This window comes from Sphingomonas bacterium (assembly GCF_903644135.1).
GTDB lineage: Bacteria > Pseudomonadota > Alphaproteobacteria > Sphingomonadales > Sphingomonadaceae > Sphingomonas.
This window is the reverse complement of sequence record NZ_CAHJXA010000016.1, coordinates 1-18,987: the sequence shown is the minus strand read 5'-3', so window position 1 is coordinate 18,987 and position 18,987 is coordinate 1. Positions and strand designations below refer to the sequence as shown.

At 63.4% G+C, this 18,987-nt stretch carries 13 protein-coding genes and 5 pseudogenes; 10 read left to right on the top strand and 8 right to left on the bottom strand.

The features are described 5' to 3' along the window. Positions 1-58: 58 nt before the first annotated feature. Positions 59-1,003 (top strand): annotated as a pseudogene (locus HUU96_RS02120) (IS110 family transposase); the annotation flags it as partial. A gap of 285 nt (positions 1,004-1,288) precedes the next feature. Here HUU96_RS02120 and HUU96_RS02115 read toward each other — a convergent pair. From HUU96_RS02115 to HUU96_RS02095, 5 genes are all read right to left on the bottom strand, one after another. Further along, positions 1,289-2,656, bottom strand: coding sequence for an APC family permease (locus tag HUU96_RS02115; RefSeq protein ID WP_174291214.1), 1,368 nt, complete (start codon positions 2,654-2,656; stop codon positions 1,289-1,291). 109 nt (positions 2,657-2,765) lie between these two features. After that, positions 2,766-4,967, bottom strand: coding sequence for an aldehyde oxidoreductase molybdenum-binding subunit PaoC (paoC, locus tag HUU96_RS02110; RefSeq protein WP_174291213.1), 2,202 nt, complete (start codon positions 4,965-4,967; stop codon positions 2,766-2,768). Between the two features lie 3 nt (positions 4,968-4,970). Then, positions 4,971-5,921: an FAD binding domain-containing protein gene (locus HUU96_RS02105; protein WP_174291212.1), complete on the bottom strand. Its 951-nt coding sequence runs from the start codon at positions 5,919-5,921 to the stop codon at positions 4,971-4,973. Then, the gene (gene paoA, locus HUU96_RS02100; RefSeq protein ID WP_174291211.1) at positions 5,918-6,556 is read right to left on the bottom strand and encodes an aldehyde dehydrogenase iron-sulfur subunit PaoA; all 639 of its coding nucleotides are present in this window, start codon (positions 6,554-6,556) and stop codon (positions 5,918-5,920) included. The genes HUU96_RS02105 and paoA overlap by 4 nt, the downstream gene beginning before the upstream one ends. A gap of 135 nt (positions 6,557-6,691) precedes the next feature. Then, a complete protein-coding gene (locus HUU96_RS02095) occupies positions 6,692-9,256 on the bottom strand; it encodes a TonB-dependent receptor (RefSeq protein WP_254604900.1) in 2,565 nt (854 codons plus the stop codon). 490 nt (positions 9,257-9,746) lie between these two features. Here HUU96_RS02095 and HUU96_RS02090 point away from each other — a divergent pair. Beyond that, positions 9,747-11,525: pseudogene (locus tag HUU96_RS02090) on the top strand (tetratricopeptide repeat-containing sulfotransferase family protein); the annotation flags it as partial. A 272-nt stretch (positions 11,526-11,797) separates the two neighbouring features. After that, positions 11,798-12,919 (top strand): MFS transporter, encoded by a 1,122-nt coding sequence (locus tag HUU96_RS02085; protein WP_174291208.1) that lies wholly within the window; start codon positions 11,798-11,800, stop codon positions 12,917-12,919. Between the two features lie 6 nt (positions 12,920-12,925). Here the strand turns inward: HUU96_RS02085 and HUU96_RS02080 are convergent, their stop codons facing one another. Then, positions 12,926-13,387 carry a c-type cytochrome gene (locus tag HUU96_RS02080; protein ID WP_254604899.1) on the bottom strand — a complete coding sequence of 154 codons (462 nt, stop codon included), beginning with the start codon at positions 13,385-13,387 and terminating at the stop codon, positions 12,926-12,928. Between the two features lie 348 nt (positions 13,388-13,735). On the opposite strand from HUU96_RS02080, the gene HUU96_RS02075 reads away from it, so the two are divergent. The 7 genes and pseudogenes from HUU96_RS02075 to HUU96_RS15360 all read left to right on the top strand — a co-directional run. Continuing rightward, positions 13,736-14,872, top strand: a complete 1,137-nt coding sequence (locus HUU96_RS02075; protein ID WP_254604896.1) for an amine dehydrogenase large subunit — start codon at positions 13,736-13,738, stop codon at positions 14,870-14,872. 51 nt (positions 14,873-14,923) lie between these two features. Continuing rightward, a complete protein-coding gene (locus tag HUU96_RS02070; RefSeq protein WP_174291205.1) occupies positions 14,924-15,403 on the top strand; it encodes a MauE/DoxX family redox-associated membrane protein in 480 nt (159 codons plus the stop codon). Positions 15,404-15,420: 17 nt separating this feature from the next. Then, entirely contained in the window at positions 15,421-16,023 is a 603-nt protein-coding gene (locus HUU96_RS02065) for a redoxin domain-containing protein (RefSeq protein ID WP_174291204.1), read from the top strand. A 29-nt stretch (positions 16,024-16,052) separates the two neighbouring features. After that, positions 16,053-16,595, top strand: a complete 543-nt coding sequence (locus tag HUU96_RS02060) for a methylamine dehydrogenase light chain (protein WP_174291203.1) — start codon at positions 16,053-16,055, stop codon at positions 16,593-16,595. A gap of 16 nt (positions 16,596-16,611) precedes the next feature. Beyond that, a complete protein-coding gene (locus HUU96_RS02055; RefSeq protein ID WP_174291202.1) occupies positions 16,612-17,124 on the top strand; it encodes a c-type cytochrome in 513 nt (170 codons plus the stop codon). Between the two features lie 95 nt (positions 17,125-17,219). After that, a complete protein-coding gene (locus HUU96_RS02050) occupies positions 17,220-17,936 on the top strand; it encodes a TetR/AcrR family transcriptional regulator (RefSeq protein WP_254604893.1) in 717 nt (238 codons plus the stop codon). A gap of 107 nt (positions 17,937-18,043) precedes the next feature. After that, positions 18,044-18,415, top strand: a pseudogene (locus tag HUU96_RS15360) (DDE-type integrase/transposase/recombinase); the annotation flags it as partial. Between the two features lie 109 nt (positions 18,416-18,524). Here the strand turns inward: HUU96_RS15360 and HUU96_RS15040 are convergent. Both HUU96_RS15040 and HUU96_RS15355 read right to left on the bottom strand, forming a co-directional pair. Next, a pseudogene (locus HUU96_RS15040) lies at positions 18,525-18,875 on the bottom strand (ATP-binding protein); the annotation flags it as partial. Further along, positions 18,871-18,987, bottom strand: a pseudogene (locus HUU96_RS15355) (Mu transposase domain-containing protein); the annotation flags it as partial. The pseudogenes HUU96_RS15355 and HUU96_RS15040, both read right to left, overlap by 5 nt.

The window sequence follows — 18,987 nt, the reverse complement described above, 5'->3', positions numbered from 1 at the left end:
CGCCGCTTCAATTTGTCCCCTGAGGTGATCCGCCTCGTGGGGATGATGTATGTTCAGCCGCAAGATCACGCGCGGCAAGCTACTCGACTTCTTCGCGTCGCACCCGCGGTGTTTGGTTGCGCTGGAGGCGTGCGGAGGCGCCCATCACTGGGCGCGCGAGCTGCGAACGTTGGGTTACGAGGTTCGACTCATGCCGCCGGCGTACGTGAAGCCATATGTGAAGCGCCACAAGAACGATGCGGTGGATGCCGAAGCGATCTGCGAGGCGGCGCAGCGGCCCAGCATGCGGTTTGTGGCGGTGAAGACCGAGGAGCAGCAGGCGGCGGCGCTGGTGTTCCGCACGCGCGACCTGATGGTGAAGCAGCGCACCCAGCTTGGCAATGCCATCCGCGGGCACTTGGCCGAGTATGGCTGGGTCGCGCCAAAAGGCACAGCGCATCTCGCGATGCTGGCGGATCTGCTCGAGGGCGGCGAGATCGGCGTGACACTGCCCGAGGCGGCGCGACCGATGTTCGCCATGATGGTCGACATGCTGGCCGAACTCGACAAGCGGGTAGCGGCACTGGACAAGGAGATCGCCCGACGTGCCCGCGAGGACGAGGTGGCGCGCCGGTTGATGACGATCCCCGGCGTCGGTCCGATCACGGCGACCGCCATCGCCGCGATCGCGCCTCCAGCGGAGATGTTCGCCAAGGGGCGCGACTTCGCCGCCTGGCTGGGGCTGGTGCCGAAGCAGGCATCGACCGGCGGCAAGCAGAAGCTGGGCGCGATCTCCAGGATGGGTGAGCGCACGCTGAGGCGGTTGCTGATCATCGGCGCCAGTTCGGTCGTGCTCCAGGCGAGCAAGCGCGGTGCGCCGGCGGGCTCGTGGCTCGAAGGCATGCTCGCCAGAAAACCGCGCATGCTGGTGACGGTCGCGCTCGCCAACAAGATGGCGCGTACCGTCTGGGCGTTGCTGGTGAGGCAAGAGGATTACAGAGCTCCGGTCGCAGTCGCGGCGTAAGCCGAGGCGGGCCAGAGGCGTCGGAGGACGCAGTCGGTCGAAGGAGGGTATGGCACAACAGTCGGCGAGACGGGATCGGAAGAACCAGAGGTCTCCAGCGTGCCAAGAGCACGTTCGTGTGATGTGGTTCCGATCCGCGAACTCCCATACGGGCCAGCAGCTTACGCTGCATTACAGGCCGGACAGATGGCAGCATCCGACTATGTGTCAGAACTTCCAGATACTGCTTGCAACCGAAGGGGCGTCCACAGATGGAGAGCGATTTGCACTAGGCTGGCAACACCGTCATCGAGCGTCGGGCAAGCGCTGCATCGCGCCAAACAGCAACGCCGAGCCGGTGATGGTCAGCACACTGACCATCAACCCGAAGCGACCAGCCGGATCGAACAACGTGAACCCGGCAACTGCAGCGAAAATCCCCAAGGCCAACAGCGGAGGCAGCGGATAGAGCGGCATTTGCCAGGGTGCCTTGCTCGTCTTGCCGCTCCTACGTCCCCACAGCGCGGCGACGCACAGCACTGAATAGGTAAGGACGTTGCTGTTTCCCAGAACGAGGACAAGCACATGAGGGTTGAGCAAGGTCGCTGCGATGCCGCAGCAGCCCATTACCAACGTCGCAGCCCATGACGATCCCCAGCGTGAATGGGTGATCTTGAGTGCGCGATTGATGCTGGCGCTCCAAAGATTGTCCTGTGCCGTCGCGTAGAGTTGCCGGCCGGCCATCAACGCTACCGCAATCGAGGTGTTGAGTATCGCCAAGCCTACCCCAAGACTCATGATGTGCGCGAGACGCGAGCCTGCGAGTTGCTCGACAACCGTCAGGATGGGTTCCCTGCCGCTAAAAGCTTGTAACTGTGGAGCACCAAGAACCAGCGCGATAATTGGGGGCATGACCACGATGACGCCTGCAACGAGCGCCGCGAACACCACCGGCGCAGTGTGACGCGGAGCATCCTTCATGTCCTCACCGAAGAAGATCGCCGCTCCGTAGCCGTTGAAAGCATAGATGCCGGCTGCCGTCGCGACACCCATGGCGATCGCCGAAGGAGCGCCTAAACCAACAGGTGCGGCGATAACCGGATGAATCAGCACCGATAGGGGGCGGCCGGCGTGCCCCATCCCGACGACCGTCACGACTGCCAGCGCGACGATTTCGGTAAGCAGGAAAGCCGCCGTCATCAGCGCTCCCACCTGGATCCGCAGCGTTGCAATCAGCGTGACGACGCCAATGGTGATCGGGGCCGCGATCCGCGGCGACATATTCGGGATGAATTCGCCAAGGTAGGTGGCAACGCCGTAGCTCGACAAGGCCAGCGATACGCTGAAGCCGAGGAGGTTGAGCCCGATGATCCCATGGCCTGCCAGCGAACCGAAAACATGAGTGAAGATCGTGTACTCACCGCCCGCGCCGGGGATCGCTGACCCCAGCTCGCCATAGACCGCCGACATCAGCACGCCCAAGATGGCGGCTGCGGCGAAACACAGGAACACGCCCGTGCCGACGTGCCGCATCACGTCGGCTCCTACGATGAAGACGGCGATACTGGGTGCTACGCAGGTCACGGTGACGAGGAACGCGCCGGTCGGTCCGACCGAGCGGCGCAGGCCGCCGGAACCGGATCGTGGATTCTGATCGGCAGCGACTGTTAGCATCGGCCGACGTTACCGGCTGATGCCGCAAACGCACGCTCAATCCGCGGCCAGGAAGAGCCAGAACCTTGTTTGTCGACAATGCCCGCAGACGTGACCGAGCAAGACATGATCAGGCGATCGCCGGTAATCGCTCCAGGTGTTTGTCGAGAGTGATCGGGTAATCGCGCACACGCACGCCCGTGGCATTGTATACCGCATTGGCGATCGCAGCACCGACCCCGCATAATCCAAGCTCGCCCACTCCCTTGGCTTTCATGGGCGACGAGATGTCGTCGGGATGATCGAGGAAGATGACCTCTTGGTGCGGGATGTCGGCATGGACCGGTACCTCGTAGCCGGCGAGGTCGTGGTTGACGAAGAAGCCGAACCGCCTGTCGACTGCCAGTTCCTCCATCAGCGCCGCGCCCGCACCCATTGTCATCGCGCCGATCACCTGGCTGCGCGCGGTCTTGGGGTTGAGGATACGCCCGGCATCGCAAACGGCGAGCATACGACGGATGCGGATCTCTCCGGTCCAACCATTGACGGCAACCTCGCAGTAATGGGCGGCAAAGGTCGATTGCTGGTACTTCTTGGCGAGGTCGCCATACTCGATCCCGTCCTCGGCCGTGAGGCCGGCGGCATCCTTGAGGGGCGCGCTGCGATTGCCGGCGAGGACCTTGCCGCTGGCGAACGCGGCATCGGCCGAGTTGAAGCCAAGCTTCTGCGCGACGGCCTCGCGCAATTTCATGCACGCCGCATAGACGCCCGAGGTCGAGTTGCTCGCACCCCATTGTCCGCCCGAGCCGGCGGACGCGGGCAGGTCGGAGTCGCCCAGCACGACCCGCACCCGGTCGAGCGGGACGCCCATCGTCTCGGCCGCGGTCTGGGCGATGATGGTGTAGGTGCCGGTGCCGATATCGGTCATGTCGGTCCACACCATGACGCCGCCATCGGCGTCGATGCCGACCCTTGCCGCCGATTTCACCGGCAGATGGTTGCGGATGCCCGCCGCGACACCCATCCCGATCAGCCATTCGCCATCGCGTACGGCGCCCGGCCGGGCCTCACGACGGGACCAGCCGAAGCGCTCCGCACCGGTGCGCAGACACTCTATGAGGTGGCGTTGCGAGAAGGGGCGATCGGGCTTCAGGGGATCGACCTGCGTGTCGTTGATAATCCTCAGCTCGACCGGGTCCATCGCCAGCTTATCGGCGAGTTCGTCGATCGCGATCTCAAGCGCCATCAGCCCGGGTGCTTCGCCAGGCGCGCGCATCGCGTTGCCCTCGGGCAGATCGAGCACCGCGAGCCGAGTCGCGGTCATGCGATGCGCACCGGCGTAGAGGAGGTTGGTCTGCGACACCGCGGTCTCGGGTCCGCCGCCGGGCAGGTCGCCCGACCAGCTCTCATGGCCGATCGCGACGAGCGTGCCGTCATGGTTGGCACCCAGGCGGATGCGCTGGATCGTCGCCGGCCGGTGCGTCGTGTTGTTGAACACCAACGGTCGCGGCAGCGCCAGCTTGACGGGGCGACCCGCCGCCTTCGCCCCAAGCGCGGCCAGGACGGCATCGGCACGGACGAACAGCTTGCCGCCAAAACCGCCGCCGACATAGGGCGAGTCGAGCCGGACCTTCTCCTTGGGCATGTCGAGCGTCCTGGCGACGTCGCCCTTGCCCCAGGCGATCATCTGGTTGGAGGTCCAGAGGGTAAGCGTGTCGCCGTGCCATGCCGCCGTGGTGGCGTGCGGCTCCATCATCGCATGGCTGTGATCGGGGGTGGTGTAGGTCGCATCAAGCGTGACCGGCGCGGTGGCGAAGGCCGCGGCGAAGTCCTTCGCCTTGCTCTCCGCTACCCCCGCCGCCCCACGGTCCGGCAGAAGCGGCGCACCAGGCTTGGCAGCAGCGAGGTCGAACTTGCCCTCGGCGCGGGCATAGTCGATGCGGACCAACGCCGCCGCCGAGCGTGCGCCTTCGAAGGTGTCGGCGACGACGACCGCAAGCGCCTGGTGGTAATGCTCGACCTCCGGCCCGCCGAGCAGCGCCGCCGTGTTGAACTTGCCCTTGCCGAGCTTGCCGGCATTCTCATGCGTCACGATCGCGATCACGCCCGGCGCGGCACGAGCGGCGGCGGTATCGATCCGGGTCACGCGCCCCTTGGCGATCGCGCTGCCGACAACATAGCCATAGGCGGGGTCGGCGACCTGATCGTGGCGTTCATAGGCATAGTGCGCGGTGCCGCTCGTCTTGGCGGGTCCATCGATACGATCGGTCGCTCGGCCGATGACCTTGAGCTGATCAATCGAGTTTCGGCCGGCGGGGGCGTCGAACTTCATCGATCAGGCCCTTGTCGAGGCAAGGACGGCGGCGAGCGTGCGCTCGGCGAGCAGGAGCTTGAACGCGTTGTCCGCGGTGGGTCGCGCTCCCGCGAATGCGCGGGCGGTGACCGCCTTTGCCCCTTGCGGCAGCAGCGCATCGGCGGCCTCGACCCGCCAGGGCTTGGGCGCGACCCCGCCGAACGCTACCCGGCCGCTGCCGTCCGGCTGGATCACCGCCGCGACCGACACGAGCGCAAAGGCGTAGGACGCGCGGTCGCGTACCTTGCGATAGACGTGGCGGCCTCCCACCGGATGCGGCAGCGTGACCGCGGTGATGATCTCGCCCGGCTTGAGAGCGGTCTCGACCTGCGGCGTGTCACCCCAAAGCCGGTGGAAGTCGGCGATCGGGATCGCCCGAACCCGGCCGTCGGCGTCGACCGTCTCGACGGTGGCGTCGAGCACGCGCATCGCCACCGCCATGTCGCCGGGATAGGTGGCGATGCACGCCTCCGAAGTGCCGATGATCCCGAGCGGCCGCGAATAGCCGCCGATCGCCGCGCAGCCTGACCCGGGCTTGCGCTTGTTGCACGGCTGGTTGGGGTCGTAGAAATAGGAGCAGCGGGTGCGCTGGAGCAGGTTGCCGGCAGTGGTCGCCTTGTTGCGCAACTGGCCCGACGCTCCCGCGACGATCGCGCGGGTCAGCACGCCATAGTCGCGCCGGACGCGATGATCGGCGGCAAGCGTGGTGTTGGTGACGAAGGCTCCGATCCTGAGACCGCCCTCGGGCGTCTTCTCGATCCGGTCAAGGCCGAGGTCCTGCAGGTCGACGAGGTGGTTGGGCGTCTCGACCTCCAGCTTCATCAAGTCGAGCAGGTTGGTGCCGCCGGCGAGGAACTTGGCACCCTGGGTTCGCGCGACGATCGCCGCCGCCGCTTTCGGCGATGTAGCGCGTTCGTAGGTAAAGGCCCTCATGCCTCGATGCCCGCGATCTCGGCCATTGCCTCGGCGATGTTGGAATAGGCACCGCAGCGGCAGATATTACCGCTCATCCGCTCGCGCATCTCGATCGTCGTGAAGCCCGGCTTGGCCGTGATGTCGGCCTGGACGTGACTCGGGATGCCCGCCCGCATTTCGTCGAGCACAGCGACTGCCGAGCAGATCTGACCCGGCGTGCAATAGCCGCATTGAAAGCCGTCATGCTTGACGAACGCCGCCTGCATCGGATGGAGCCGGCCCGGCGCGCCAAGCCCCTCGATCGTCGTGACCGCATCGCCCTGGTGCTGGACGGCGAGGCTGAGGCAGGCGTTGATCCGCTTGCCCTCGACGATCACCGTGCAGGCACCGCACTGGCCATGGTCGCAACCCTTCTTGGTACCGGTGAGGTACAGATGCTCGCGTAGCGTGTCGAGCAGGGTCGTGCGCGGGTCGAGATCGAGCTTGTGCGCGATGCCGTTGACCTTCAGCGTCACCGGCATCGTCGCCGCCGGTCGCACGGGCGCGCCGTCCGCCTCGGCCAGCGGCACCGCGGTGAGGGCGGCGGTCGCGCATCCCCCCGCCAGCAGACCGCGGCGCGAAACACCGGTCGAGTCCTCACCGCTGACCGTCATCGTCCGATCGCTCCTCGCCCACATGCCGCAACCGGTGACCACATCAATGCCCGGTCACCGCCAAGCTGGCTACGTTGCCACGGGCATTGTCACCCGCCAAGCGGTTGCTGCGGGCGAACGGCCCGTGCAGACCTGTCAGTTGAACCGCTGCCCGAACCTGATCCCAAAGAATTGCGGCCTGATGATGAACGTCCGCGAGGAATTGGAGCAGAAGGTGATCGAACAGAAAGTGTTCTTAGTCAACGCTCCCCGTCGGTCAAAGGCGTTCTGGATGAACAGCTCAATCGTGGTCGAGTTCTTCCTGAGGCCGCCGGAGAAATCGAACGACACGAAGCCCGGAGTGTCACCGAGTAATGCATCATCCGCTACGTTCAGGTCCTGAGTGGCGCTGGTCTGGTACAGCGCCGCGCCCTGGAGATAGCCGTGATAGCTGCCGACGTCGCGGTCGTAGCGGATGGAGGTCGTGCCCTTGAACTTGGGCTGGCGCGGCAGTCGAGTGCCGTCGGCGGCGGCGACCTGTGACGTCGGCGGACTGGACCCGGCAACGTTCTGGCCGAGCGTACAGCTCGACAGCTGCGAGATCGACAGAGTACTGGGACTAAAGGCGAAATTGCAGAAATTGCCCTTCAGCTTGCCATCGTTATAAGCGCCCGACGATGAAATCGTAAACTTGCCCAGCCGTAGATCGGCATCATACTCCACACCCTTGACCTGAGCCTTGCCGGCATTGCCGGTGATGCCGGCACCCTGAGCGCCCGAGACGACGACGCCGTACTGAATGTTGTCCCAATTCTCCAAATAGATGGCGGCGTTGAAGCGGAAGATGTTGTTCCAGGTCGTCTTGGCACCGATCTCGTAGTTGGTCAGCGTCTCCGACTTGAACGGCGGAACGGTCGCGACGCCGATGTTCCGGATGCGTAGCGGTCGATTGAAGCCGCCCGGCCGGAATCCGGTGGAGTAGTTGGCGTAGATCATCTTGGTCGGATCGACCTGCCAGTTGACCGCGACCTTGTGCGTCTCGCCATGCTCGCTGTATCGACCCACCTCGTCCGCGGCCGCTAAGTTCGAGTTCAAGCACTGGAGCCGCGCTGCCGGAAGCGGTGTCGGACAACCTCGCGTGCCGGTGGGCACATAGAGCGAAGTGACGGTGTTTGCCGCCGACCCCGACACGCCGTTGAAGCCAAGAACCCTATAGCTTGTCCAGAAGTAACGGATGCCACCGGTGATCTTGACCGTTGGAATGATATTGTAGTGACCTTCAGCAAACAATGCTTCATCGTGGTAATATTGGTTAGTCTCGCTTATGTAGAAGCCGTCCTGCTTCACCGCCGGTGTGCCGGGAACCAGCGTGCCGCCTTGCGATACCGGTATGCCGAACCCCGCGGGATTGCTGTCGCCGCCGCCAGCCTGCGTATAGCCGGCAATCTGATCGAGGCCATGAATGGCGTAGTAGGTGTTGTTCTCCTGTTTGTGATACTGATAGAAGCCACCGACTGTGACATCGAACGGCCAGCTCTTCGGGCTATTGACGCGCACTTCCTGAGTTAGCGTCCGCTTCTTGGTATCGGCGTGGAAATATTGGGTCGGGTTGATGAGCTTGCTGCACCTCAGCGTTGCGCCGGCACCTGTGCATCCGCTCTTGTCGAAGAACTGAAGATAATTCTCGTATCCCGCGCCGAAGCGGTCATACGTCACTGTGTAATAAGTGTAGTCGTTCTGCAATTTGGTGCGACGCTGGAAATACCCCGTCGATGACGCCACGTCGAAGTCGCCGATATGGCCATGGATCGCTAGCTCGGCCTGGTACCATTTGTCATCCTGCCGCGTCCCGTCGAAGTCGTGGACCTGAAGGTCGCCGACACGCGGGTCATAGCCGAAATAGCCATCCGCGATTTGTCGTTGCGCGGTAACTTGCGGCGTAATGTCCCAGCCCGGGGCCAGCTGCCACAGCAACTCCACGCGACCGCCATATTCGTAGATCGGGTTGTAATTGTCCTTGGCGATCGCGCCGTTGTCGAGCTTGTAAGACGTGGCCGGATTATTATCGCCCAGGTTCAGAACCGACGAACTGCCATCATTGAACCTGCCGTTATTGGGCTTGTTGTCGATGTAACCGCCGTCGTGTCGATAGAAGCCCATCGCGCGGATGGCGATGCTGTCGTTGACCGGCACGTTGACGAACGACTCGATCTGACCGCCCACCGCCCCGTCGCCATATTTGTTGGCTTCGGTATCGTAGCCGAATTGGAATACGCCGATCTTAGGCTTGTTGGTGATGAAGCGTATCGTGCCGGCGAGCGAGCCGGCACCGAATAGCGTGCCTTGCGGACCCGACAACGCCTCCACCCGCTCGATGTCGTAGATGTGGACGTCGGGAGTTCCGGTTCCAAAGATCGGGATGTCATCGATGTAATAGCCGACCGAAGCATAGTTGCCGCCGGCCGGAACGATGCCACGAAAATAGACGGTGTTGCGGCCGGGACCGATGCCGGCGAAGGACACCGATGGCAGCAGCGCCGCAACGTCGGTCAGCCCCTTCACCTGCCGCTGTTCGAGCGTGTCCGCACTCAGCGCCTGCATCGAGATGGGGACCTTCTGAATGCTTTCGGCACGGCGCGTCGCCGTGACGACGATGTCGCCGAGCCCCTGATCTTGCGGTGGCGCATCGGCGGCCGGGACAGGATCGGCGACTGCGATCATCGTCGGCGGCGGTGCCGCCTGGGCGAAGGCGCTGTTTGCCGCGAAGGGAGTGAGGACGGTTGCGCACAAGAGCAGGCCAGAAAACGAAAGTCGCGGATGCTTGGAGTCGATCATCTTTTCCCCCTTGGTATGATCTCCTCTCCCGGTTTCCTCCGGATCGCTCGATTGTCCGAGTCGACCTCATTGCTTTCTCTCGCGCCCTGATACGCGATAGGTCCGAACATCGCTCGACGACTTCCAATGTCTGCCGACCGTCAAGTTTCTGGATTAACATTTAGGATCGCGCTGTTGTCAAGCGGATTACTTGCATTATGCATGACCCATGCAGAAAGGACCCGGCTTGAAGAAGCGACGCCCACGCCCGGACTCACCGGCGGATATCGCGGTCGCTGTCGAAGAGGTACCTGCGACGAGCACATATCTTGAGCGCCCGGGGCAATCATCTGCCGGTCAGGGCCAAAGACAAACGACTCGCGGATCTGGACAGCGCGCTGAGTCGCTAGTCGAGCTCGGGGATCAGCATCGGGCGATCACCGCGCTGGAACAGGCGGTCAGTCGACAGCCGATGGTGGCGCGCGGCTGGTTCGACCTGGCGCGCGCGTTGCGCATCGCCGGTCGCGAGCAGGACGCCTGGCGAGCTGATCTGTCGGGCGTCCACGCCTCCTCGCGTGATGCCGAACTGCGGACCGCCGCGCTGGCGATGAACGACGGTCGTCTCGCCGAGGCGGCAACGATTCTCGAGACGCGGCTCGAACGCTCGCCGGACGATCCGGCGGCGAGCCGGCTGCTTGGCGAGATCAACTGGCGACGCGGTGACATGTCGGTCGCAGTACCGCTGGTTGAGCGGTCCGTGCAGCTCGCTCCTGGTTTCGACCTAGCACGAAACTTTCTCATCCGCTTGTTGCTCCAGACCAATCGTCTGCCCGAAGCGCTCGATCACGCAAAGGTGCTTGCCGCCTCGCCCGTCAACAACCCGGGAAACAGGTTGCTGCTGGCCTCCGTGCTGGTACGACTCGGCGATCAGGAGCAGGCGAAGCACCTCTACCAGCGGCTGCTAGCAGAAAAGCCGGATCAGCCGGAACTCTGGCAGAACCTGGGTCACGTGCTGAAGACGCTGGGCGAGCAGGCGGACGCCGTCCATGCCTATCGCCAGGCGCTGACCTATCAGCCGACCATGGGGGAGGCATGGTGGAGCCTCGCCAACCTGAAGACCGTCAAGCTCGGCGTCGAAGAGATCGCCGAGATGGAGCGAGCGCTTCGAACGCTCGAAGCCGAGGACGGGCATGAGGAAGACGTCTTCCATCTCTGTTTCTCGCTGGGCAAGGCGCTTGAGGATGCCGGTGACTATGCTGCCTCGTTTGCGCGGTACGATCAGGGCAATCGCCTGCGTCGCACGTTGATCCGCCACGACGCCGATGAGTTTTCGGCAGAGGTCGCGGCTGCGGCCGACTTGTTTACGCCCGCCTTTCTCCGCGAACGGGGCGAGGGTGGCTGCCCGGCGAAGGATCCGATCTTTGTCGTCGGCCTGCCACGATCTGGCTCGACGCTCATCGAACAAATCCTGTCCAGCCACAGCCGAGTGGAAGGTACGATGGAACTGTCTGAGATGATGATCATCGGCGGCCGCCTGCAGTCGCGGGTCGATGAAGGAGAATTTCCTGACCTGCGCGCGATGATGACGTCGCTTACCCCCGCCGACCGCTTGCGCCTGGGTGAGGAATATATCGAGCGTACCCGCGTCCATCGCCGAACCGACAAGTCGTTGTTCATCGACAAGATGCCGAACAATTGGCAGCATGTCGGGCTCATCAAGCTGGTGTTGCCGAACGCGAAGATCATCGATGCCCGGCGGCATCCGATCTCCTGCTGCTTCTCCGCGTGGAAGCAGCATTTCGCCCGCGGGCAGACCTTCTCCTACGACATGGTCGATATCGGTCGTTACTATCGCGATTATGTAACGCTGATGGCGGCCTTTGATGTCGTGCAGCCCGGGGCCGTGCACCGCGTCATCTATGAACGCATGGTTGCGGACACGCGCGGCGAGGTCGAGCGGCTGCTGGCTTATATCGGTCTGGATTTCGAGGAGCAGTGCCTGGCCTTCTGGCAGAACAAGCGCGCGGTCCGCACCGCTAGCTCGGAGCAGGTCCGGACGCCGATCTTCACTGACGCCGTCAACCACTGGCAGCACTTCGAACGCTACCTGACGCCGCTGATCGATTCGCTCGGCGACATTGTCGACCGCTATGCGGAGCCTTCGCTCCCGGCCTGACCGCTGCCGGTTTTGCCGGTGCAAGCTGCATTCGGGTCGTCCCTGCATCGAAGCCGAGTTCTGCGCAGCACCAGTATGACCTTCTTCGTCGTAACTTTGCCCGGTGTTCAGAAAAGACTTGCAAAGCGAGACGCTGGTCGAGCTAATCGAACGCAAGCGCTCCATTCCAAGAGAGTCTTTCGAGAGGATCCTGCCGGGTCGCACGCAGATGCGAGGCTGATCGACGCGGAGCAGATCTCATGGGCCGAATATCGAGCGGTACGCGAGCGCAGGTGATTGCCACCCTGGCGACGCTGCAGACGGGCATTGAGCCCGGCGTGCTGGCCTTGCTGACGGAGAATCATGCAGCCGCGCCGCAGGAGTTCGGCTGGATCGTCAGCCTGGGACAGGTCGGAATGGCGGTCGGCGCGCTGCTTGGCTGGCTCCAAACCTGCGCGACTCACCGTCTGGTTCGGGGCGCGCCGATTGTCGCTTTGGCAGCCAGTATCGCTCTACCCTTCTGCCACGACCTAGCCGCCGTGTTGGCGCTGCGGTTGGTCTTGGGGACCTGCATGGGCCTGTTGCTGACGCGCGCGGTTGCGATTGCGGCTCGGCGGCGGCCGCATCAGGCGATCGGCATTATCATGCTGGCTCAGCAGCTTCTCTCGACCGCTGCACTGGCGGCGTTGCCGCTGGTCGCGACACTATGCGGCCCGGCAGCCGCGCTTGCGATGCTGGCGCTGGCACCGCTGACGATCGCGCTATTGCTGCGCCACGAGGCCGTCGGCGATCGCGATGCAGAGACGACAGGTCAATCCGCCAGAGACGTGCCACTTGTCTCGTCCGCCATGACCGCGACGATCGTGACCAGGATCGTGCCAATGGTGCTGCTCGTCGGGATCACGATGATGCTGTGGAGCTACATCGCGCCGATCGGGACCGCTCTCAACCTGCCCGATGCAGATATTGGCTCCGCCATCGCGCTGACCTCGCTGGCGAGCGCGCCCTCTGCAATGCTTGCGGCATTGACCATGCCGCGGTTCAAGCCTTGGTTGACCGTGCTGATGTGCGGAAGCGGAATATTGTCTCCGCTGTTGCTGTCCGCTGATGCCGGGATCAACGGCTATCTGGTCGCGCTGACGCTCTTCAATATGGGCTCCACCTTTGGGATGATCCGGCTTTCCGCCCACGCCATGCAGAATGTTGCAGCGGGCCGGGAGCGTCGACTCGTGGCGATGGCCCAGTGCGCCGCCATGGCTGGCGGCCCGGCGCTTGGTGCTGTTGCCGTACGCGTGAACGGGTTGGCGATGCTCGACGGGGCAGCAATAGCGGGCGTCGCCGCAGCGATCCTCCTGCCGGCGATTATGAGGATCGCGTGGAGAGCAACGGGACTGCGGAACGCCGTGTCAGGCTGACGACCTTCAGTGCAGGGCACCGCTGGCGACGAGCTTGGCGCGCTCTGCATGGACCGCCGACGGACCGATCGACCCGCCCTTCCGCACGACCGCGATTTCCGCAGCGCTGAATGCCGCTATCTTGCCCTTCTTTGCTGGAGTGCCAAGCTGGGTCGCGTAGTTCAGCATCGCCGCGATATCCTCATCCTTCAGCGCCGCCATCGACGGCATCAGCCCGGAAATGTGTTGGCTGTCGACGTCGATCGGTCCGACCATGCCGTTCAGCAGGAGCAGCACGAGATAGCGCCGACCGGCAGGGCTTTGGGCGATGACGTTCACTCGCCCAGCAAGCCTTGGAAACTGACCGAGCAGCCCCGCGCCATTGGCCTGGTGACACATCGCGCAACGTTCGGCGAACAATTGCGGCGCGGGTGCGGCCAGTGACGCCACCGAGGGCAGGCTAATTGAGCAGGTCAGCACGACGGCCATCAATCTAGCCCGCATCATCGAAAACCCCAGTATGACTCTATGTCGCTACAAGCTAGGTCAATCTTCAAGCTTTCGTCAAGCGGCGTCCTTCGGTGCGAGATAGCGCTTGACCAACTCTTGACGCTCGTCCAGCCTTGGCGAATCGCAGGGTCCGTCGCAGCTGTCGGCGGTCGTCGCTCGGGAACATGACGTAAAGCGCATCTTTCAGGGGTTGAGAACATGACTTTCCGGAGTTGCACGTGGCAGTCTTGTCTGAAGGGCGCGCTGATCGCCAGCGCCGCCCTGCCGCTCGCAGTGAGGGCGCAGACGACAGAAACGCCGCCTTCACCGCCGTCGCCGCCTGCCAGTGTGGAATTGAAGGCAGAAGAGGCTTCGGTCCTCTCGATCCTGCCCCCTCAGCCGCAATGGGCCTACATCCGCGGCGGCTATGGCGCGGGCGGCATCAGGATCTTCGACGGCTCCACGGGCAAGATGCGCGGCGAGGTGGATATCTCCAATCGCGGCGACATGGCCATCGATCCTGCCGGTAAATATTACTACGTGTCGGACACGATCTGGACCAAGGCCGATCGCGGTACGCGGCAGGATTTCGTAGCGATCTACGACACCACCGCCCTGAAGCTGCAGATCGAGATACCGATTCCTGGCCGGATCATCATCGGCGGCGAGAAGCAGAACTTCATCGTCAACGACGATGGCAAGACGGCCTATGCCTATAATTACAATCCGCAATCGTCGGTCAACATGATCGATCTACAGAAGCGCAAGTTCGTACGCGCGATCGAACTGCCGGGCTGCGCGAGCCTCATCCCCAATCCCGCCGTCGGGTTCTCCGCCCTCTGCTCGGACGGGACGATGGTGACGGTCGACACTACGTCCGCGAAGTCGAAGATCACCCACACCGCCTCGTTCTTCCCGGCGTCGGGCGATCCGATCTTCAGCAACTTCACCTATGACAAGACTAAGCGGCAGACCACTTTCATTAGCTACAGCGGACTGGTCTATCAGGCGACGATGGGTGCCGCGCCGGTGGTGACCGCACCCTTCTCGATCCAGGCGGCCGCCGGCGTGCGACCCGGCGAGACAAAGCCGCTCAATGTGAATTGGCTGCCTGGCGGCAGGCAGATCATGGCGCTGCACCGGCCGAGCGGGCACTTGTACGTGCTGATGCACAAGGGCGAGTTCTGGTCGCAGAATGAAGCCGGTGAGGAGATCTGGGATCTCGACATCGCCAATAAAAAGGTGGTGAAGCGCCGCCCGCTCAAACTGCCGGCCTCAAATATCGAAGTTACGCAGGATGCGACGCCGCTGCTCTTCATCAACGACAAGGAAGGCAATCTGTATGTGCTCGACGCGCATACGATGGAGGAGAAGCGCAAGGTCGAGAAGACGGGAGGCGGCCTCATCATCACCGCCGATGTAGGGACTCCCGCCGCGCCATTGCCGGCCGCGACACCTGCGCCAACCGGCAGTGCGGGCAGCTAGGCGGTGTTGCAAGACTGCCTCCTGACGATTGGCGACTCGGCTGCTTTTTGCGTGGCGCTGGTGTTCCTGGTCGCGGCTGCGGCGAAGCTGCGTCACCGCGCCACGCTGGCCGGGGTGATTGGCAACTACCGCCTGCTTCCGTCGGCGCTGGTAGGACCCACGGCTTTGGTCCTACCATGGCTGGAGGTTTTGGTCGGGGCCATGCTGTTGGTCGGCGAGCGCCGCTGGGTACCAGCAATCGCAGCCCTGCTACTCGTGATCTTCGCCGCCGCCATGGCGATCAACATCGGACGCGGGCGGCGCCGGATCGATTGCGGCTGTGGCGTCGGCGGGCTTCGACAGTCGCTGCATGGTGCCTTGGTAGCGCGCAACTTGGCACTGGCGGTCGCGCTCCTGCTCAATCTGTCGGCAGGCCAGGTGCCGCTGTACGGACATGTCGCCGCGATCGCCACGGGTCTGGCCCTCTTCTTGTTGATCCTCCTGCTCGACGCGCTCCTGGCCGTGCCAGGTTTTCGCGCCCAGCAGGTCTGACGATTGGACAATAGCTCATGTTGACTGCACTTCTGGTATCGCAGGTCCTCTCCTGGATCGTCATCGCCTGTGCGATCGTCGCCCTGCTCGCGCTCGCCCGTCAGGTGGGAGTACTGCATATGCGCGTCGCTCCGGCAGGTGCCCTGATGGGTTCCAATGGTCCAGCGGTGGGCGAAGCGGCTCCGCATCTGCACCTCCAAACGATCGATGGCCAGCCGCTGGAGATCGGCGGCGCGCTCACGCGGCACGCGATGCGCCTGCTGATGTTCGTGTCGGCCGAGTGCCCCTTGTGCAAGAACCTGATCCCGGCAGCCAAGTCGTTCGCCAAGGCCGAGCGGATCGAGCTCGTGTTCGTCGGTGACGACGATGTGGCCGTGCAGCGCCGGATGATCGCTCAGCAAGGTATCGAGAGCTATGGTTTCATCAACGGTGCCGAGACGGGACGTGCGTTCCATGTCGACAAGCTGCCTTACGCGGTGCTCATGGATGCAGCCGGCACCGTTCTGTCGAAGGGGCTGATCAACAGCCGCGAGCATCTGGAGAGCCTGATCGTGGCGCATGAGCTGGGGATGCGTTCCGTCCAGGAGTATATCAACGGGCTCAAGGTCAAGATCGCCTAACGATCATCCCATCAACAAGGGGCTATTCGATGAACACGAAAATCGATGCGATCGGCGAACGGATGCTGCGCCGCTTTGCGGGAGCCACGTCGCGGCGGAGCATGTTGACCAAGCTGGGTGTCGCGCTTGTCGCTGCTCCGGCATTTCCGCTCCTCCCGGTCAGCCGCGCCGATGCGCAAAAGCCCGACCGCTCGGTCGAGGGCAAGACCGCGTTCGCGCGCACGGCGCAGACCAAGGACGACACCAAGTGCGATTACTGGCGTTATTGCGCGATTGACGGATCTCTGTGCAGCTGCTGCGGCGGCGCGATTAATGCGTGCCCGGCGGGCGCGCAGCCTTCGCCGGTATCCTGGGTGGGAACGTGCATCAACCCTGATCAAGGCAAGGCGTATCTGATCGCGTACCGTGATTGCTGCGGGAAGCCTGCCTGCGGGCAATGCAACTGCGACAACACCGATCGCGCAACACAGCTCTATGTGCCACAGCTCAACAACAACGTTATCTGGTGCTTCGGGACGACCAGCATGGAATATCATTGTTCGACCGCGGTTCTGGTCGGGGCGGCACAATAAGGAACGGCCTCCGCCTATGCGCAATGTAGTGTTGGGTCTGCTTGGTACGATTAGCATCGGCGCGGCGAGCGTAGGAATCGCGCAAATGTGGTCGGGCAAGATCGCCGACCAGGTACAAGCGCGGTCCGACTATATCGAAAACTGCGGTGGGTGCCACGGCATCAACGGCGACTCGGCACCGGCGCTCCTTCCCGTGCTTCGCGACAGGGTGGGCTATTTCCTCTGCGATCGCGAGGCGCGCGCGTATCTGATCCAGTTGCCCAACGTCGCACACTCGCGCATCTCCGATAATGCGGAACTCGCCGATCTGCTCAACTATGTCGTGTTTACGCTCGGCGGCCCGAGCACGGCGGCCTCAAGCCCTCCCTTCACCGCCGCGGAGGTAAGCCGGGAACGCCCGCACGCCTTGTCCGAGGTGTCGTTGAAGGCGATCCGCGCTCGCCTTGTCGAGCGCGTGATCAAGAATTGCAAGGCACCGGCTTCCTTGCGGCTTCTCTTTCCCGTCAGGCCTGATGGAGCACACAACTAGGACGCTCGCGGAAGAATGCGCTTCGCCTCGGTGACGCGGATTTGCACATCGCGTGAAAGCTGCCATGTGGCTCGCAAACGAGAAGCGGAAAAGTCATGGAAATGGGACAGGATGAGGTTGCGGTAATGCGTATTCGCGCGCGACCGGGAGCCTATGCCTGCGGCACCGAAACGATCGAGCAAATTCTTCGCGCCGCGCTGAACGTCCTTGTCGAGGAAGGTTCACAGGCCTTCACGCTGCGCCGCATCGCCGCCGAGTGCGGCATGAAGGTCGGTAATCTGAGCTATTACTTTCCGCGCAAGGAAGATCTGGTTCAGGAACTCCTAGAGGCGGTTCTGCTGGGATACTCGGATCTCGCCGCCGATATGCTCGGCGACACGCTGAACGATCCAGAGCAGCGGCTCAGCCAGGCGATCGCGTTCACGCTCGACGATGTTCGGTCAAAACAGACGACCAATCTGTTTCCCGAACTTTGGGCGCTGGCCAACCACAACGAGAAGGTCGGCCAACTCGTGCAGGAATTCTACGCGCGATCGCAACGCGGCCTTGCCAACCTCGTGAAGGGAGTGAACGCTTCCTTGTCCGACGACGAGTGCCGCACGGTGGCCCTCTTCATCAGCGCTACCATCGAGGGAACGACGATCTTCGCTGGCCATTCGAAACCCTGGGAGCCGCGGATGCCGCAAATCAAAGCGATGGCCATTCGGTCACTCATCCATCTGGCAAAAACTTTGACGATCGAGGACCTACGATCTCGTACAGGGGACGCAGTCGACGCTCTGCGATATGCAGATGGGCATTGTCAGGTCTGATGCACCGCATAGTAAGTAGGGCAGGCTAGGCCGCGTGGACGAAGAGCACCAGAGGGCTCTGTCAGACCAACGTGGCAGACCCTGCTGGGTACTGCTAGCCGCGGCAGATGCCCCGCAGATCGAGAGCCAAACCGCCTAGCCCGTTCCGGTGCTTTAACTCGTCACCCGAGGTGATCCGGCTGGTGGTGCTCATATACGTGCGCTTCCTGCTATCGCTGCGCAACGTCGAGGACCTGCTGTTCGAGCGCGGGGTCGATGTGAGCCACAAGACGATCCGGTTCTGGTGGAACAGGTTTGACCCGATGTTCGCGAGCGAGGTGCGTCAGCGCCAGGTCAGCTACATGCGCGGTTCCGCCACTGGCGTTGGCATCTCGACAAGGTGTTCGTGAAGATCAACGGCGAGACCCACTACCTCTGCGGTCGACCATGAGGGTGAGATCCGCGAAAGCTACGTGACCAAGACGCGGGACAAGCAAGCCTGTCAACCGGCGCGGGATCTTGACCCCTTATCGGCGTCCAACATTGACCCCGTTGCACGGCGCGGGCGCGCCGTTGTGAGGACGATGGCCGGCATGGTGTGTGACGGTGGCCGCCGGACAGCGCGAATGGCAGGTAGCCGAGCTCTTCCAGGATCACGAGGTCGAGCCGCGAGAGATGGTCGGCGATGCGGCCGGGCTTGCCGGCACGCGCCTCGGCCTCGAGCCGGTTCACGAGGTCGACCGTGTTGAAGGACCGCACTCTGGCGCCGCTGCGCACGCAGGCGCGACCGATCGCGATGGCGAGGTGGGTCTTGCCCGTGCCGGTGCCGCCGACCAGCACGGCGTTACGCTGGCTGGCGAGGAAGCCGCCAGCGGCGAGCTCACGCACCAGCTGCTCGTTGATCGGTGTGGTAGCGAAGTCGAACCCGGTGATCTCCTTGGCCAGCGGCAGCTTGGCGACCCGCCGCCTTCGCGTGCACCGAGTACTTGTTATGGTCGAACCGCACGAGCAGCGTCTTGGAGACCGACGCCGGCAGCGCATGGAAGCCGTCGAACGGACCACGATAGGCGAT

What these genes read in the sequence shown, in the direction of transcription:
- HUU96_RS02115 (WP_174291214.1), bottom strand. Translation starts at nt 2,656, where the DNA reads ATGCTAACAGTCGCTGCCGATCAGAATCCACGATCCGGTTCCGGCGGC.
- paoC (WP_174291213.1), bottom strand. Translation starts at nt 4,967, where the DNA reads ATGAAGTTCGACGCCCCCGCCGGCCGAAACTCGATTGATCAGCTCAAG.
- HUU96_RS02105 (WP_174291212.1), bottom strand. Translation starts at nt 5,921, where the DNA reads ATGAGGGCCTTTACCTACGAACGCGCTACATCGCCGAAAGCGGCGGCG.
- paoA (WP_174291211.1), bottom strand. Translation starts at nt 6,556, where the DNA reads ATGACGGTCAGCGGTGAGGACTCGACCGGTGTTTCGCGCCGCGGTCTG.
- HUU96_RS02095 (WP_254604900.1), bottom strand. Translation starts at nt 9,256, where the DNA reads ATGATCGCAGTCGCCGATCCTGTCCCGGCCGCCGATGCGCCACCGCAA.
- HUU96_RS02080 (WP_254604899.1), bottom strand. Translation starts at nt 13,387, where the DNA reads ATGGCCGTCGTGCTGACCTGCTCAATTAGCCTGCCCTCGGTGGCGTCA.
- HUU96_RS02065 (WP_174291204.1), top strand. Translation starts at nt 15,421, where the DNA reads ATGTTGACTGCACTTCTGGTATCGCAGGTCCTCTCCTGGATCGTCATC.
- HUU96_RS02060 (WP_174291203.1), top strand. Translation starts at nt 16,053, where the DNA reads ATGAACACGAAAATCGATGCGATCGGCGAACGGATGCTGCGCCGCTTT.
- HUU96_RS02055 (WP_174291202.1), top strand. Translation starts at nt 16,612, where the DNA reads ATGCGCAATGTAGTGTTGGGTCTGCTTGGTACGATTAGCATCGGCGCG.
- HUU96_RS02050 (WP_254604893.1), top strand. Translation starts at nt 17,220, where the DNA reads ATGGAAATGGGACAGGATGAGGTTGCGGTAATGCGTATTCGCGCGCGA.